Raw genomic sequence first — 17,178 nt, forward strand, 5'->3', positions numbered from 1 at the left:
TCTATTCGGAATTGATTTTAAGATAAGGCTTAAATGCTAAAACAATTTTTGCAAAAGTAAGGTACAAACAAATAATGTTAATACCTACCAATAACGATCGGTAGGTATTTAATGAGCTATATTATTTTAAAAAACTTGCTGATTTTAATATTGCTATCAATAATTCCCAATAACGATAAACACTTTGGATATTGACTTTCTCATCTGGGGAATGTGGTGAAACAATTGTTGGTCCAATTGAGATCATATCCATATTTGGATAGCTTTGCTTAAATAGACCACATTCCAGCCCTGCATGTATCACCATTATTTTTGCCTGCTGAGAAAAAATTTCGTGATATTTACCTTTTGCAAGTTTAAGTAATTGCGAATCTAAATTGGGTTCCCAACCCGAATAGCCACCACTGATTTCGTAATTAGCATTAATAAGTTGGCTAAACGATACCAATGTTGATACAACAGCATCTTTTGCACTATCCACTTGAGAGCGAATCAAAAAATGGGCATTAAATTGGTTGTCTTCGATACTGACTATACCTAAATTAAGTGATGTTTCAACCACACCATGAAGCTGATCGCTCATTCTAATCACACCATTAGGTGCGGTATTGAGATAGTTTATAATCTTATTTTGATGCTCGACTGTTAATACCCTTTTGACTTTATTAGATTCAACTTCAGATAATGTTATTTCGATAGTGGGTTCTACATGGCCTAATTCATTGTGTAAAATAGTTTGATATTGTTTAACAATGGCTTCTAATTTAGGTAGATCTTGTTTATTTAAAGTGATTTCAATAAAAGCTTCTCTTGGAATAGCGTTACGTAATGAGCCACCTTTTATGTCGGCTAATCTAAATGGGATATCTTGTACATACTGCGCTAAAAAGCGAGCCATTAATTTGATTGCATTACCGCGCCCAAGGTGAATATCACAACCAGAATGCCCACCTTTTAGTCCTTTTAGTGAAATGCTCATATAACAATCGTGCTTTTCAGGTATTACCGCATAGGTCACAGCAAAAGTTGTGGAAAAATCAACACCTCCAGCACAACCCGTAAATATTTCCCCCTCATCTTCAGAATCAGTGTTAATCAAATAACGGCTCTTTAACCAATTAGGTTGTAAACCAAAAGCACCGTGCATACCTGTTTCTTCTGAGGTCGTTATCAATACTTCAATCGGCCCATGTTCAACAGCCGGATCGATTAACACAGCTAGCGCAGATGCTAAGCCGACACCATTATCTGCACCTAACGTGGTACCTTTGGCTTTTACCCATTCACCATCAACATAAGCTTGAATTGGATCAGTTAAAAAATCGTGCACAGTGCCTTCATTTTTTTGTGGCACCATATCCATATGAGCTTGCAAAGCAATTGATGGGCACTGTTCCATACCTTTGCTTGCTGGCTTAGTGAGTAAAATGTTACCTACTTTATCAAGTTTGCAGTCGATATGATGCGTATTAGCAAAATCGACAATGTATTTAGTTATCATTTGTTCATGATGAGATGGATGCGGGATTTTACAAATATCATTAAAAATCTGCCAAACAAATTTGGGTGCTAAAGTAGAAAGCATGATATAACCTCAAAATTAATTAAGTTAGTATTAAATTAAGGAGTGGTTTTTTTTAACTAATCACTCTATAATAAGGTGCAATTTTACATCTATTTTTAGTTCATGAATATTTATTTATTCACACATTCGATTAAAATTGCAGGTTACTCATGTCAACAGAACAAACTTTATTAACAGAAGAAGAAATCCAAGCCAAAAAACAACACAAAGCAGAACTTATTGCTGAAAAGAAAAAATTCAACGTTACCTGGGAAATGTTGCAATCCTACGGGCGTCAACTATCAGAACGTTTATTACCTGCTAATCAATGGAAAGGTATCATTGCCGTTAGCCGTGGTGGTTTAGTCCCTGCCGCTATTTTAGCTCGAGAACTTAGTATTCGTTATGTCGATACCGTTTGCATTTCAAGTTATGATCACGATCATCAACGCGAAAAACTGATCCTAAAGCAAGCCAATGGTGATGGCGAAGGCTTTATTGTCGTTGATGATTTAGTCGATACGGGCAACACTGCTCACACTATTCGTGAAATGTATCCAAAAGCCCACTTTGTTACTATCTTTGCAAAACCGGCAGGTAAACCACTTGTTGATGATTATGTTGTAGATATTGCTCAAGACACTTGGATCGAACAGCCTTGGGATACAGGTGTTATGTTTGTTAAACCTATTTGCGATCATAAATAATCAATAAGGATACCAAGGTTGTTATGGCAGCTACCGAAAATCTAACAGCACAGATATTCAAACCACAATTGAATTATCCTGAAACTTCGACGCTAATTAACCGTACTGATAGTAGTAATGGCAGTAGCATTAGTGCGTTAGATGGAGAGGTCGACTCAAAATGGTATCGAATTGTCAACCCCATTTTGTGGCATTGGCGGGGGTTACCAAAATTAGAAGCTGAAGCGGTTTTATCAAAAATTGCCGCTTCAACAAGATGCCACACAAATGATAAATGGCTAGATACTGTTATCGGTTATCAATCTGGTAACTGGATTTATGAGTTTTTAAACCAAGCAGCAATGTGGCAAACTAAAGCAGAGTCAGTAGATAAAACAAATCTTACCGATGCAGATAAAGATAAGCTACTCAACGAGTATCTTATTGCCAGTGAATATGCAAGTATTGCCAGTTATCCACATTTTAAAAATGATGAACTGGCAATGTATGCCCAAGCCTGTGCTTATCAAGCTTATTCCAAGGCCCTTAATTTTTCACCTTTTTTGGTTAAAGAACTTGAATTTAAAGTTGATAATCACAACGTTAAAACAATTCTACACCTACCAAAAACTGAAGGGGCTTGCCCTGTGGTACTAATCTGCAATGCTTTGGGTAATTTACAGATCGATTATTATCGATATTTTAGTGAATTTTTAGCCCCTCAAGGGTTTGCCATGTTAACTGTTGATTTACCTTCTGTTGGCTATAGCCGTAATTTTGCTTTAACACAAAATAGCAGTAAAATTCATCAAGCTATATTGGAACAATTGCCCAACATACCATGGATTGATGATCATCGTGTTATTGTTGCTGGTTTTCGATTTGGTTCGCATATTGCCACTCGTTTAGCTTATTTAATGCCAAATAAAATTAGAGGATTATTTAACTTTACGCCATTTGTTCATCAAATTTTTGCTGACAAAGAACTGCAAAAAAATCTCCCTAATAGTTATAAAGATATGCTAGCTAGCCGTTTGGGTTTACCTTCGATATCCAATCAGCAATTAGCCGCAGAGTTAAATTATTTTTCTCTAAAAAACCAAGGTCTTTTAACACATGCTTGCCAAGTACCAGTCATGAATATCATTTTTGAAAATGATAAATTAAGTAATCTTAGTGAAGCAAAATTGATTCATTCAACTAAACAAAATAAAATAGTGACCGTGCCAAAAACACCACTACAAAAAAGTTTACATCAGGCGTTAACCCAATCAATCAAATGGATGAGGTCTGTTTTATAATTCACGATTAACCAAAAGAGCCATATTATGTCCAATAATAAACAACAAACTATTGTTGTTAAATTAGGCACCAGTGTACTAACTGGTGGCACCAAACAGCTAGATCGGGCACGAATAGTTGAGTTAATACGACAATGTGCAACTTTACATCAAAATGGACATAAAATTATTATTGTTACTTCTGGCGCCATTGCCGCAGGTCGCGAATACTTAAACTACCCTACCTTACCTAATACTATCGCCTCAAAGCAATTACTCGCCTCTGTTGGGCAAAGCAAACTGATACAACTTTGGGAACAGCTATTTTCTATCTATAAAATCTATATTGGCCAAATGTTACTAACTCGTGCAGATCTAGAAGATCGTGAAAGGTTTTTAAATGCACAAGATGTATTAAAAGCCATGTTAGATAATCGTATCGTTCCTGTAATCAATGAAAACGATGCAGTAGCGACAGCCGAAATAAAAGTGGGCGATAACGATAATTTATCTGCCCTTGCTGCTATTTTAGCTCAAGCCGATAAACTGATATTATTAACCGATATTGATGGTTTATATACAGCCGATCCAAGAACAGATAGTAATGCAAAACTTATCCAAGAGATCGACCATATCGACGATAATTTACGTAGTATTGCTGGTGGTAGTGTTTCTGGACTGGGTACAGGAGGTATGAGCACAAAATTACAAGCTGCGGAAATTGCAGGTAGCGCAGGTATTGAAGTGGTAATTGCTGCTGGAAATAGATCTAATGTGATTATTGATATTATCAATAATCAATTTGTTGGCACAAAATTTCTGCCGCAAAAAACGCCACTAGAGCACCGAAAATACTGGTTATTTGGCGCGCCTAAAGTTGGTAAAGTATTTTTAGATGATGGTGCGGTTAATGCAATATTAAACAACGGTAGTTCACTACTACCAAAAGGCATTATAAAAGTTGAAAAAAACTTTTCTCGTGGTGAAGTGATTGATATTTGTAATAGCATCGGCAAGCATATTGCTCAAGGTGTTAGCCGATACAATAGCGATGCACTGAGGCAAATTGCAGGACACCATTCCCAAAATATTAGCCAAATTATTGGCTATGAATATGGTTCTGTTGCTGTTCATCGAGATGATATGATAATTAAATAACAGATAATTGAATTAATGTTTTTCCGATATAACCCAATCATAAACAAAAAATAATGTATTATTGTATTAAACGATTAACTCATTAGGATAGAAAATAAAGTCATCTTAAGGAAGAATCTAATCCAAAGTTTGCGTATTTACTCGTTAAAAGTGATGAGAAGTTCTGTTACCAAATTCTACAATAAACCAATCGATTGCAGCGTTACAATTTCAAATTCGCATTATGAGTTCTTCAAAAACTTATTATATAGCTAAATACATCATCTTTTGACCGAATCATCCATCGGAAGCCTTACGTTTCTCAGATTGTTAGATAACTCCATTACTAAATCTTTGAATATTTTTTATTCATTTTCAGTTGCCTATTTTTTGTATATTACAAATATTAAAAATATTAAAAATAAGTAAATACACACAATTATTTATAGGATTGGATAAAACACATTTTCAGCCAATTATTGCAGCGCTTATCACATCACTTGCTGTTTATAAAATGTGTTAATCCTTTTAAAACTTTAGCTGTTCTAATTAAATAATTTATCTTGCTGCGCGCTCTAAAATAGCTTCAGCGGGCTGTCTTTGGATGTAAACCATTCTAGCAATTAATAATAATGCTGCAACAGCAAGCCCTGATATAATTCCTATCCAAAAACCAGCGGCACCGATTGGCTTAATGATTAGATCGGTCAATCCTAGAACATAACCAACAGGCAATCCAACAACCCAGTAAGATAGTAGTGTAATAAAAAAAATGCTTTGAGTATCTTTATAACCTCGCAACACATTACTTGCCACAACTTGCAAATAGTCAGATGCTTGATAGATAGCAAGTAAAATAATTAACTGCATACAGATAGCAATGACTGCGGCCTCACTGGTAAATAGTGCGATAATTGGTGTTTTAAAAATAACTAGAACTAGTGCAACAAAAACAGCCATGCAGAGCGATATTGATAAACTAATATAGGCGGTTTGTTTAGCTAACGCTGGTTTTTTATTACCTAGTAAATAGCCAACACGTATACTGGTTGCAACACCAAGAGATAATGGAATAGCAAAGGTCAAACTACTGATAGTAAAAATGATTTGGTGAGCAGCAACGGTTATTTGGCCTAATGGAGCTATTAATAACGCAATCACAGCAAAAAGGCTCATTTCAAAGAAGTAAGCCAGCGCTAAAGGGGTACCCAGTATAATAATCTTTTTGATTATAGTAAAATCAACCAGTTTTGTGATTGGAGTATTACGTATATCTTGTTGGCTTGGACTAACTAGTGTATATAAGCGTATTAAAATAAACATAAGCCAAAATATAATTGTTGCTGTAATGCCACAACCAACGCCACCAAAAGCAGGTAAGCCTAACTTTCCATAGATTAAAATATAGTTAATTGGAATATTGGCAAGAAGAGCAATAAATATGATTACCATAGCGGGTTTAGTATTCGATAGTCCCTCACATTGATTTCGGTAAACTAAAAAGAGTAAGAACGCAGGCACCCCCCACATGATAGCGCGTAAAAATGAGACGGCAACGTTAACCATTTCGGGATCAATCGGGTGATCAACTGAACTCCTTAAATTAATTATTTTGTCAGAATGATATAAGAAAATCATCATTAATATCGACAATATTAAAGCAATTACCACACCTTGACGAGTTTGGCTTGCAACCTGATCACGTTTAGCTGCACCATTTAAGTTTGAGATAATAGGGGTTAGCACCGTTAACAAACCTTGGCCAAATAAAATTGTTGGTAACCAAATTGATACGGCAATAGCTACTCCAGATAAGGCTGTTTTGCTATAATTTCCCGCCATAATGGTATCGACAAAGGTGATTGCTGTTTGAGATACTTGAGCAATAAGTACAGGAACTGCTAATTTACCAAGATTTTTTACTTCATGTTTATAATGTTGTTTCATGGTTTATTACCTTTTAACTGTTCCCCAGAGGTCGTATTCATCAGAATGCTCAATATTAACTTGAATAATATCACCTACTTTAACTTGGTTTTCTTCATTTAAATATACAACACCGTCTATTTCAGGAGCATCAGCCATGCTACGGCCTATTGCGCCTTCATCATCAACTTCATCAATAATAACGGGAAGCGTTTTACCTATTTTGGCTTGTAGCTTTTGTGTGGAGATTTTTTGCTGTAATTGCATAAAACGATCAAAACGCTCTTGTTTGATCGTTTCTGGTATTTGGTTAGCTAGTTTATTGGCAGCAGCACCTTCTACGGGGCTATATGTGAAACAACCAACACGATCCAATTGTGCTTGAGATAAAAAGCTGAGCAATAGCTCAAAATCTTGATCTGTTTCACCTGGGTATCCGACTATAAAAGTGGAGCGCAAAGTAATATCTGGGCAGATTTCACGCCATTTATCAATTCTCTCTAAGGTTCTTTCAATAGTTCCCGGTCGTTTCATTGATTTTAAAACTGATGGGCTTGCATGTTGTAATGGCACATCTAAATAAGGTAGGATTTTTCCTTCAGCCATTAATGGTATTAAGTCATCAACACTAGGATAAGGGTACATATAATGCAATCTTACCCAAATTCCTAGGTTAGCTAACTGTTCACAAAGGGTCTGAATATCGGTTTTTAATGGTATACCATTCCAAAAGTTAGTACGGTTTTTTATATCGATACCATAGGCTGACGTATCTTGCGCAATAACTAATAGTTCTTTAACTCCACTATCAGTTAAGCGTTTGGCTTCATCTAAAACGTTACCAATTGGTCGGCTAATCATATCTCCACGCAAAGATGGGATAATACAAAATGTGCAACGGTGGTTACAGCCTTCTGAAATTTTGAGATAAGCATAATGTTTCGGTGTTAATTTCACACCTTGTTGAGGAATCAAACTCGTATAAGGATTATATGCAGGTTTGGGGACATATCTATTAACATGACTTAATACAGATTCATAGCTATGTGGGCCAGATATTTCAAGTACTTTGGGATGTACAGATCTAATTTGATCTTCTTTTGCGCCAAGGCATCCAGTAACAATGACTTTACCATTTTCGTTCAATGCTTCACCAATTGCTTCAAGAGATTCTTGTACGGCACTGTCAATGAATCCACAAGTGTTAACAATAACCAGATCGGCATTATCATAGCTTGGCACAACTTGATAACCTTGCGTGCGTAATTCAGTTAAAATTCGTTCAGAATCGACTAGATTTTTAGGACAGCCAAGGCTCACAAATCCAATTGTAGGGGGTGATATATTCATAGTGTTTATAATTGTGTTTTATATAAAGAGGTATTGTTTGAGAATTTAATAAACTATTTTTATAATTATTTGCTAATCAAAATAACCTCGGCATTCTATCACATTTCATTACAGTTGATACACTGATTTTCAAATTTGAAAGGAATATTAGATATGTATTAACTGATTTAGTTGATAGTAGTAATAAGATTTAACCTATTATTTTTAAATAGAAAAAACAAATTATTGAATAACACCTCCATTTCAACCAAATATAGCCTTTATTACTAATAAAGGCTATTTTAATAATAGGGAGATAAATTTATTAACAATCTTATTTTAATGCATTAGTGACTTCGTCTATCTGAAGATTTATACTTTCAGAACCACCACCAGACAAATACCAAAGATCAGGTGTTAAATAAACTACTTTTGTTTTGCTTTTGTTTAGTACTTTTGGAGAAAAATAGTGTTCAACCATACCTTGATTACCAATTGCTTTACTGCGGTCAACGATAAAAACGATATCTGGTTTCACTGATTTGATGTAATTATCATCAATAAAAACTGGCGCAGGTTTCCCGAGTTTTGATTGCGCAGGCATAATAGTTAGTGGCACAGCACGCTTAACGTTTAGCACATCATGAATAAGCGCCGCACTTGAGCTTGAATTAATAAGTATCATCTTTCCATCATTGTGGATAGCTACAATGGCCTTTTTAGGGCTGGCTTGAGCTACAGATTGGGCATTTTGAATTTTTTTATCTAATGATTGGATAATTTCATTCGCTTTGCTTTCTGACCCAGTTATATTGGCTAGCACTTGAATATGGTTTTTGGTCGATTCAACATAATTTTTAGCATCAACACTTAAATTAATGACAGGTGCTATTTTTGATAGTTCTTCAGTTTTACTTGCTTGACGCCCATCAATTACAATCAAATCAGGCTTAACTTTTTTGATTACCTCAATATTAGGCTCTTTCATATTACCAGTATCGGAGAGCGACGCATGATTAAATTGTTGCAAATAAGATGGAATAACTGATAGTGGAGTTGCAGCAACTATCGCTCCTTTTCCTAACGCATCTAAAGTATCTAATGCACCATAATTCATTACTACTACTTTTTTAGGCGATTTAGGAACAACTACCGTTTGGCTATCAGTAATTACGCGCATTGTTGATGACTGACAGGCGGTTAACCCTAATACAATTACAGCAATACTACTCAAAAGTAACTTTTTTTTCTTATTCATGTCTAAATTCTCGCATCGGCTTAGTTTAAATGATAATAATTATTATTCAACAAAGAAAGTTTGTCTAGATATAAATAATTTTTTACAAAGATATTGATAATCATTATCATATAGTGTAGTGTGCTTAGAAATGAAAAGAAATGTAAATATCATTATAAATAATGGGGTTATAATAAATGAACGCAAAAAGGAAGTTTAAGTTGGCAACACATGTCATTAATACTAGCATTTTGTTGTCATTATCAAGTACTGCTATGGCTGCTAGCAATTCAGATACTGATACCATGGTTGTTACTGCATCAGGTTTCTCACAACAAGTGAAAGAAGCACCTGCGACTATTACAGTTATTACACCTAAAGAAATCGAAAATAAACCTTACCGCGATGTTACTGATGCGCTAAAAGATATCCCTGGCGTAAATATTACCGGTGGTGGTGATTCTACTGATATTAGCATTCGTGGTATGGATGCAAAGTATACCTTGATATTAGTTGACGGCAAAAAAATTAGTACGCGTGAAACAAGACCTAATAGTGACAATTCTGGTTTTGAACAAGGCTGGCTACCACCATTAACCGCTATTGAACGTATTGAAGTGGTGCGTGGGCCGATGTCGTCATTATATGGCTCTGATGCCATGGGTGGGGTTATTAATATCATTACCAAAAAAGTGTCAAATAAATGGCAAAGTGGCCTGCGTCTAGAATCAGTTATTCCTTATCGTTCAGAAGAAAAAAATACCTATACTGGTAGTTTCTCAACTATGGGACCGATTATTGATGATATTTTGGGTATCCAACTTTATGGACAATATTCAAGACGCCATGAAGACAAATTTTTAAATGGTCATTCAGGACAAAAATTACGTAGCTTAAATGGTAAATTATCTTTAAATGCATCTGATACACAAAAATTTGATCTTGATTTTGGACGATCTTTGCAAAATAGTAACGCAACCTCAGGCAAAACAAGAGATAAATCTAGAAATAATTTTAATCGGGATAATCGCCGTAATTCGTTTGCTCTGACACATAATGGTTTGTTTGGTGATGTATCTACCACTTCCTTTGTTGCTTATGAAGGCAATAACAACCCTAAAAGAAGTATGAAAATTCGAAATACCGACGTAGATACACGTGTGACTATTCCTTTTAGTATCAATATGCTGACTTTAGGCGGAAAATATAATTATCAAGAATTACATGATAAAGGAAACCAGCTAAAAACAACATTATCTAAAATCGATCGTTGGAATTATGCGCTATTTGGCGAAGATGAATTACGCATTTTAGAAAATTGGAGCCTAACTTTAGGATTACGTTATAACAAAGATGAAAATTATGGCAGTAACTGGAATCCAAGAGTTTATAGTGTTTGGAATATTGATGATAACTTTACTCTAAAAGGAGGTTATTCTACAGGCTATGCAACTCCACAGCTACGTTATGTTGTAAGTGATTGGGGACAAGTAACTGGAGGCGGATACTCAGATGGGGTAATCATTGGGAATCCAAATTTAAAACCAGAAAAATCAAATAATTTTGAAATCGGGATCGGATATACTAATGATTATGGTATCGATACTTCTGCAACAGCATTTTATACAAAATATAAAGATAAAATTCAGTCATATTATATCTGTAATCACAAGCATAGCTGTGAGTTAAATGGTTATAGTAAAATATTTGACTTTATACAAGGTCGTGAAAATGTGGGTAAGGCCGATCTTAAAGGTTTTGAATTTTCATTCAAAACACCATTATTAACCGATTTTTTACTAAGCTCTAACTACTCTTGGACAAAAACAGAACAAAAAAGTGGCAAATATAAAGGACGTCCTTTAAATCGAACACCAAAACAAAAATTCAATACCCAACTAGATTGGTATGCTACTGAGCAATGGGATTTATGGGCTAAAATGGCCTATTATGGCATGGAATCATCGAATAATCGTAATGGTACAAAAGTTGACTATCCAGGCTATACTTTCTGGGATGTGGGCGCATCTTTCCAAATAAACAAAGATGCTAAAGTTTATGGTGGGGTCTATAATTTGTTTGACAAAAACGTTTCTAACGAAGATTTTGGTAAAACCTTAGAAGGTCGCCGTTATTTTGTGGGCACCGAAATTAATTTCTAATCAACCAATATTTTATTTTGGTTTATTATTTTAAGGCAGCTTTAATTTAGTTGCCTTTTTTGTAAATAATCCATTGATTTATGCGTTTATTTACTAAAAAATAACCCATATAAAATGTTGATTTTATTTTTTTGTTTTTGATAAAAATACTCTGTATCAATCATAAATTGAGTTTGTGATATATCTAGGCTTTTACTTACTTGCTCAATTAATGCGATATTGTCAATGTGTTTTTTTAAATCTTCTACTTCAAATCCTCGTTTTGAGCTGTTTCAGTTACTGATTTTGCCATAAATCACCTTGATTGATTAAATATCTGTTGATATATTTAAAACAGGAGGTGGCTACGCCCCACCTTTGATGGTTAATAGACTGCAAATGATATCAATATTATAAACAAGAGAATTAAGCGTATATTTATTCTTTTACTCTTTTAAATCCTTATCGAAAGCTGAGGGTTTATTTTATCAAGTTTCTTGCAGGATGGTTCTGTTGCAGGATGCTCTACTATAAAAATCGATGTTTTATATAACATATTAAATTTTTACAGTTATTGGATTTATTTCAAATGGATATTATGGGGAAAATAGCTATCTTACTTTTATTTACTCTATTATTGGTTTATTCAGCACAGAACTTTAATTCAGCTAAAACACATTTAACTAAATTATATAAATCAAACCCGGATCAAACTACATTTTATTACAGGTGAGAATTTTCGTGGATAGATAAAAATGTGTTGTTGATTTTGACAAATGTGGATACCATACAAGAAAAATCAGGCTATAGCTGAATGAATTGAGTGGGACCATGTTATACCTGCCGAAAATTTTGGTAGACACTTAACATGCTGGCAAGCAGGTGGACGTAAAGCGTGTCAATCAAATAGCAAGTGATATACATAACTTTCAAGCGGCTATTAGTGAAGTGAATGGCGATAGGTCTAATTATCGTTATTCGCTATTCACTAAAGTATTTAATCAGTATGAAAAGTGTAAAAGTGCTGTGGATTTTAAAGCTTGCATATTCCAGCCACGTGACGAAATTCGTGGAATGATAGCACGCAGCTATCTTTACATGTCTGATAAATATAAAACCAATTTATCTAATCAAGAAAAGAAGCTAATAATGGCTTGGAATAAAATGTATGCACCTGAAAATTTAGAGTGTAAACGTAATGCGCATATAGCAAAAGTGCAGGGTAATGATAACAAGTTTGTTACTGGGCGATGTACACAATGAAAAAGTTAATCGTATTATTTTTAATTATTTTTTGGTCGCAAATTGTAGATGCGGCAGTAATCCATAATATAACGTATCGTGGTTCAGATCCTGATGCAATTAGGTTGATCGGTGGTGTATCTTTTTTTGCTTTGATTTATATCTGTTTTATTATGGTCAATTTTCTATTAGAAGAGAGTGACAAACCAAAGGATGAGCAAGACAAATTAAAGCAAAATGGAGTGCGTTCTAGCAAAAAAAACAAGCCAGTGAACGAGAAATTCAAAAAATACGAAATATACACTTCTAAGAATTTTAAAAAGAAAAAATGAAGTCGCTTGACTGCGTTTTTTTGTGCCTAGATTTTGAGTAATTCACTCAATACCAAATCGACAGCAATGCTATATACACATCATAATAAACAGCATTAGACTAAAGAGCGATTTAACTTTATGAAAAAATTAGGGAAGTAAGCAGGTAGAATGTTATTAAACTGGAAACGAGTTAAGTCAATTATTGAAAATAAGACCCATTCCTTTCACCAAAATAAAACTCAAAATTCAAGCAAAAATCAGTCATAACAATCGCCGATTTTATTGAAATTTTTTCATGTGGAAATTCGTTTATTTTGAAATTGTTAGCATTTAAAGGGCTATTTAATGGTATCTATTTTACCCTACTAATAAAATCTGAATTCAAGGTAATCACTTTAAAGACTTTCTAGATAAGGCTTTAGAATGGTACGCCCGGGTGGACTCGAACCACTGACCCCCACCATGTCAAGGTGATGCTCTAACCAACTGAGCTACGGGCGTATATTTGAAACACGCAAATATTAACTGGCAAATTGCTTTGTATCAAGTAAAAAAATAAAAAATAGCTGTTTTTTTAAGCTGTTGAACAATATTGACTATATAATAAACATTATTTACTTTGAAATTGAAAAAAACTTTGTATTACCATTTATGAAGCCTTTTATTAGTATTTTTTTATTTTTGCGAACAATTGTAAATTTATGAAAATTCTGGGTGGTTTGTTTAAATTAATTTAGCTATACTCGCTTCTTTACGTAGGTGTTACATGTTTAGGATTGTATGTCGATAAAAGATCAGATTGAAGATGTGTTGCAAAATGTATTTGGTTATAAATCATTTAGAAACCAACAAAGGGAAATTATTGAATCTATTATCGATGGACGTGATACTTTAACAATTATACCAACTGGCGGGGGAAAATCTTTATGTTATCAAATTCCCGCAGTTTTGTTATCAGGAACAGCAATAGTTATTTCCCCATTAATTTCCTTGATGAAAGATCAGGTTGATCAATTATCAGCCAACGGTATTGCTGCTGCATATCTTAATGCATCACAATCACAAACCGAACAACAAGAAGTACTAGCTAAATATTTAAATCATTCAATAAAGCTATTATATGTTTCACCAGAAAGGTTGGCTGTATACTCTTTTTCAACATTAATAGATGAACATCCACCTTCATTAATCGCCATTGATGAAGCGCATTGTATTTCACAATGGGGACATGATTTTAGACCAGATTATCGTCAATTAGGTCAGCTTTCATCTCGTTTTCCAAAAGTGCCAATTGTTGCATTGACGGCAACCGCCGACAAAATGACTCAAGCTGATATTATTCATCAACTTAATTTGATCGATCCGTTAGTTATAGTAAGAAGCTTTGATCGACCTAATATTCGTTATACGGTGGTTGAAAAATTTAATCAAACCGAACAAATTGTCTCGTTTATTGAAACACAAAATGGTAATAGTGGAATCATTTATTGTTCAAGCCGTTCTAAAGTCGAAGATATGACCACAAGACTTGCTGCCCGCGGTTTTTCAGTTGCAGCGTATCATGCTGGGTTGACGAATAATGAACGCCAACAAGCCCAAGAATCCTTTTTAAAAGATGATGTTCAAATTATTGTTGCCACCGTTGCATTTGGAATGGGAATCAATAAACCCAACGTGAGGTTCGTTATTCATGCAGATTGCCCTAGAACTATCGAAGCGTATTATCAAGAAACGGGGCGAGCAGGACGAGATGGTGTGCCGGCTGAAGCGGTACTATTGTTTAATAAAAAAGACTTAGATTGGTATTATCGACAAATTAACGAAAAAATGGATGGTCAACATAAAGACGTTGAACAACATAAAATAAATGCCATGGAAGCATTTGCACAAAGTTTGACTTGTCGCCGAATTGTGTTGCTTAATTATTTTGGTGAGGATCGAACAGAGCCTTGTAATAACTGCGATGTTTGTTTATATCCACCTGAACATTATGATGGTTTAGTTGATGCACAAAAAGTTTTATCTTGCACTTACCGTATTGGGCAACATTACGGTGCTCAATATATTATTGATGTTTTACGTGGATCTGGGCGTTCCCAAATTAAAGAAAGTGGTCATGATAAATTATCAGTTTATGGAATTGGCAAGCAGCATTCATCAGCTTATTGGCACAGCGTTATTAGGCAGCTCATTTATTTGGGATATTTATGCCAAAACATATCAACTTATACAACACTACAGTTAACGCAAAAAGCGCGTTCAATACTTAGAGGCGAAATACCGCTATCTTTGGCTAAACCTCGTTTAGAAATCGTTAAGAAAAGCCGTATAAATCGATATGCTAGAGCAATTAATTTAACAACAATTTTATCTTACGAAGAACGAATTTTATTTGGTAACCTTAAGCGATTGCGAAAAAATATTGCTGACGCAGAGGATATCCCTCCATATATTGTTTTTAGTGATGCGACATTGCTTGAAATGGTTCAAACCACACCAGCAAGTAAAAAACAGCTAATTAATATTACTGGTGTAGGTAAAATCAAATTGGAAAAATATGGTAATTTGTTCTTAGATGAAATAAAGGAATTTATGATAAAAAACATGTAATAATTTTTTATCAATTACATATAATAACCATCTTTAGAGAATTTTGATTTATTTGACCCTATAAATAATTTTATGTATTTGCTTATTTTTTAGCGTATTGTAGTGCATAAAAATAAGTAAATGAAAATGAAAACCAAAAGATTAAAATAGTTAGTAACTAAGTTAGCTAACAAGATACTCCCCCAATTGACTTGGATGAGTGAATATCTTTTCAAATAAATTGACCATCGAAACGGCTCTTAAAGCAAAATGGCTGAGTATTTCGGTCATAACAAATATCACAGCGAAGCAACAATCAGCGCAATGATTATAGCAAAAAGCGGTGATGAGTAGTCATAGCGAGCTAGAGCTACCTTATACTATTCTCACCGCAAATTACATTATCTTTGTGTATTATATTCAATATATGGTCATGTTTAATACATTGTGTAAAAAAGATTCAGGAATCTATACCATTTCACCGTAAAGATGATTTATTACATAACATCCAATTGCGAGTAATAATAAAAATGTCAATAATTGGTTTTCCACATGCTAATTGAATAGCGAATTACAGAGGCAAGGTCGGTTATTTACAACAAGCTATCTAGTTAAATTTTATCAGATTGAAGAGCAATGCTTTATTCTATGATTGGATAACTGACTGGAAAAATAAATGGTGGGTTGTGAGGGGATCGAACCCGCGACCAATTGATTAAGAGTCAACTGCTCTACCGACTGAGCTAACAACCCACAAGAATTTATATAGGTATTCTATATAAATTTAACCAACATTGCAAATTACTAATCAATTTTATTTATTAACAATTTGAGATAAATCTCAAAAATATCAAATTTAATATGATAAGATGATTAAAACAATATAATTACTCTATTGAACTTTAATTTCTCATTGGTTAATAGTTACTACCCTTAGCAATTAAAATTTAATACAGCTTTTATGAAAATAATTTAGATTGTTATTGTTTTTAGTGCTTCAACAAGATTTTATGTCATAAATTATAAATAAGGAGGCAAAGAATGAAAATATCATCGGTAGCTATGGTGATTTCAATGGGGTTAGCAAGTTCAACTGCTTATGCACATACTGCAAATGAAATTATTATCCGAGGTGGACCTGTTTATGTTCACCCTCAAGATAAAAGTGATCATGTCAAAGTAGGCGGAGCAAAAACTGATCTAAAAGCAAAAGCGGATAACGACACTCAGCTTGGATTAAACTTTCAATATATGGTTACAGATAATATCGGTGTTGAATTATTAGCTGCAACCCCATTTAGCCACCAAGTTAAATTAGGAGGGGGAAATTCAACAGGGCTTTCTGGCGCTCATCTTGGTAAAATCAAACATTTGCCACCTACATTAAGCGCTGTTTGGTATCCACTTGATTCACAATATGAGTTACAACCCTATGTTGGATTAGGCATAAATTACACGTTCTTTTTTGATGAAAAACTTAGTAGAGAAGCTAAAAATGCAGGATTTCATGGTTTAGATCTTGATAGTTCTTGGGGATGGGCTGCACAAGTCGGTACAGATTATACCTTTAATAATAATTGGCTTATTAATGCTCAGATCCGTTATATTGATATTGAAACTAAAGCAACTACTCATTTAGGCAATACTAAAGTTACAGCTAATTATAAACTTGATCCATGGGTTGCAATGATTGGTGTGGGCTATAAATTTTAATTTAATAACGCATAAAAAAC

12 protein-coding genes and 2 tRNA genes are annotated in these 17,178 nt (G+C 34.2%); 8 read left to right on the forward strand and 6 right to left on the reverse strand.

The genetic code is table 11. The annotated features are described in order from the left end of the window. Window positions 1–121: 121 nt before the first annotated feature. A complete protein-coding gene (locus A9G42_RS01395) occupies window positions 122–1,585 on the reverse strand; it encodes an aminoacyl-histidine dipeptidase (RefSeq protein WP_065582950.1) in 1,464 nt (487 codons plus the stop codon). 149 nt (window positions 1,586–1,734) lie between these two features. Between A9G42_RS01395 and gpt the strand changes: the two genes are divergently transcribed. The 3 genes from gpt to proB are packed head-to-tail and all read left to right on the forward strand — an operon-like array spanning window position 1,735 to window position 4,688. Beyond that, window positions 1,735–2,271 (forward strand): xanthine phosphoribosyltransferase, encoded by a 537-nt coding sequence (gene gpt, locus A9G42_RS01400; protein ID WP_081302232.1) that lies wholly within the window; start codon window positions 1,735–1,737, stop codon window positions 2,269–2,271. Window positions 2,272–2,294: 23 nt separating this feature from the next. Continuing rightward, on the forward strand, window positions 2,295–3,551 hold the full coding sequence (gene frsA / locus A9G42_RS01405; RefSeq protein ID WP_065588077.1) for an esterase FrsA: 1,257 nt from the start codon (window positions 2,295–2,297) through the stop codon (window positions 3,549–3,551). Between the two features lie 27 nt (window positions 3,552–3,578). Then, window positions 3,579–4,688, forward strand: coding sequence for a glutamate 5-kinase (gene proB, locus A9G42_RS01410; protein WP_065588078.1), 1,110 nt, complete (start codon window positions 3,579–3,581; stop codon window positions 4,686–4,688). Between the two features lie 537 nt (window positions 4,689–5,225). On the opposite strand, the gene A9G42_RS01415 is transcribed toward proB, so the two are convergent. The 3 genes from A9G42_RS01415 to A9G42_RS01425 all read right to left on the reverse strand — a co-directional run bounded on the left by A9G42_RS01415 (window position 5,226) and on the right by A9G42_RS01425 (window position 9,180). Next, window positions 5,226–6,614 (reverse strand): MATE family efflux transporter, encoded by a 1,389-nt coding sequence (locus A9G42_RS01415; protein WP_065652426.1) that lies wholly within the window; start codon window positions 6,612–6,614, stop codon window positions 5,226–5,228. Window positions 6,615–6,620: 6 nt separating this feature from the next. Continuing rightward, complete coding sequence (gene rimO, locus A9G42_RS01420; RefSeq protein ID WP_065588080.1) at window positions 6,621–7,943, reverse strand: 30S ribosomal protein S12 methylthiotransferase RimO; 1,323 nt, start codon at window positions 7,941–7,943, stop codon at window positions 6,621–6,623. A gap of 313 nt (window positions 7,944–8,256) precedes the next feature. Then, window positions 8,257–9,180 (reverse strand): ABC transporter substrate-binding protein, encoded by a 924-nt coding sequence (locus A9G42_RS01425; RefSeq protein ID WP_065652427.1) that lies wholly within the window; start codon window positions 9,178–9,180, stop codon window positions 8,257–8,259. Between the two features lie 200 nt (window positions 9,181–9,380). On the opposite strand from A9G42_RS01425, the gene A9G42_RS01430 reads away from it, so the two are divergent. The 3 genes from A9G42_RS01430 (at window position 9,381) to A9G42_RS01440 (ending at window position 12,874) form a co-directional block, all read left to right on the forward strand. Beyond that, window positions 9,381–11,321: a TonB-dependent receptor domain-containing protein gene (locus tag A9G42_RS01430; protein WP_179854580.1), complete on the forward strand. Its 1,941-nt coding sequence runs from the start codon at window positions 9,381–9,383 to the stop codon at window positions 11,319–11,321. 861 nt (window positions 11,322–12,182) lie between these two features. Further along, window positions 12,183–12,563, forward strand: a complete 381-nt coding sequence (locus tag A9G42_RS01435) for an endonuclease (protein WP_065652429.1) — start codon at window positions 12,183–12,185, stop codon at window positions 12,561–12,563. After that, window positions 12,560–12,874, forward strand: coding sequence for a hypothetical protein (locus A9G42_RS01440; RefSeq protein WP_065580376.1), 315 nt, complete (start codon window positions 12,560–12,562; stop codon window positions 12,872–12,874). Before A9G42_RS01435 ends, A9G42_RS01440 begins: the two co-directional genes overlap by 4 nt. 406 nt (window positions 12,875–13,280) lie before the next feature. Here the strand turns inward: A9G42_RS01440 and A9G42_RS01445 are convergent. Beyond that, window positions 13,281–13,357, reverse strand: a tRNA-Val gene (locus A9G42_RS01445). Between the two features lie 279 nt (window positions 13,358–13,636). Here A9G42_RS01445 and recQ point away from each other — a divergent pair. Continuing rightward, window positions 13,637–15,466 carry a DNA helicase RecQ gene (gene recQ / locus A9G42_RS01450; protein ID WP_065652430.1) on the forward strand — a complete coding sequence of 610 codons (1,830 nt, stop codon included), beginning with the start codon at window positions 13,637–13,639 and terminating at the stop codon, window positions 15,464–15,466. A 656-nt stretch (window positions 15,467–16,122) separates the two neighbouring features. Here the strand turns inward: recQ and A9G42_RS01455 are convergent. Beyond that, window positions 16,123–16,198: transfer RNA gene (locus A9G42_RS01455), tRNA-Lys, on the reverse strand. Between the two features lie 288 nt (window positions 16,199–16,486). On the opposite strand from A9G42_RS01455, the gene A9G42_RS01460 reads away from it, so the two are divergent. Beyond that, window positions 16,487–17,158 carry an OmpW family outer membrane protein gene (locus A9G42_RS01460; protein ID WP_065580373.1) on the forward strand — a complete coding sequence of 224 codons (672 nt, stop codon included), beginning with the start codon at window positions 16,487–16,489 and terminating at the stop codon, window positions 17,156–17,158. The last annotated feature ends 20 nt before the right edge of the window (window positions 17,159–17,178 follow it).

This window comes from Gilliamella sp. Nev6-6, from assembly GCF_001690605.1.
In the GTDB taxonomy this organism is placed as follows: domain Bacteria; phylum Pseudomonadota; class Gammaproteobacteria; order Enterobacterales; family Orbaceae; genus Gilliamella; species Gilliamella apicola_C.

Coding starts and splice junctions, on each gene's coding strand:
- recQ (WP_065652430.1), top strand. CDS start 13,637: ATGTCGATAAAAGATCAGATTGAAGATGTGTTGCAAAATGTATTTGGT.
- A9G42_RS01415 (WP_065652426.1), bottom strand. CDS start 6,614: ATGAAACAACATTATAAACATGAAGTAAAAAATCTTGGTAAATTAGCA.
- proB (WP_065588078.1), top strand. CDS start 3,579: ATGTCCAATAATAAACAACAAACTATTGTTGTTAAATTAGGCACCAGT.
- A9G42_RS01440 (WP_065580376.1), top strand. CDS start 12,560: ATGAAAAAGTTAATCGTATTATTTTTAATTATTTTTTGGTCGCAAATT.
- A9G42_RS01395 (WP_065582950.1), bottom strand. CDS start 1,585: ATGCTTTCTACTTTAGCACCCAAATTTGTTTGGCAGATTTTTAATGAT.
- A9G42_RS01425 (WP_065652427.1), bottom strand. CDS start 9,180: ATGAATAAGAAAAAAAAGTTACTTTTGAGTAGTATTGCTGTAATTGTA.
- rimO (WP_065588080.1), bottom strand. CDS start 7,943: ATGAATATATCACCCCCTACAATTGGATTTGTGAGCCTTGGCTGTCCT.
- frsA (WP_065588077.1), top strand. CDS start 2,295: ATGGCAGCTACCGAAAATCTAACAGCACAGATATTCAAACCACAATTG.
- A9G42_RS01460 (WP_065580373.1), top strand. CDS start 16,487: ATGAAAATATCATCGGTAGCTATGGTGATTTCAATGGGGTTAGCAAGT.
- gpt (WP_081302232.1), top strand. CDS start 1,735: ATGTCAACAGAACAAACTTTATTAACAGAAGAAGAAATCCAAGCCAAA.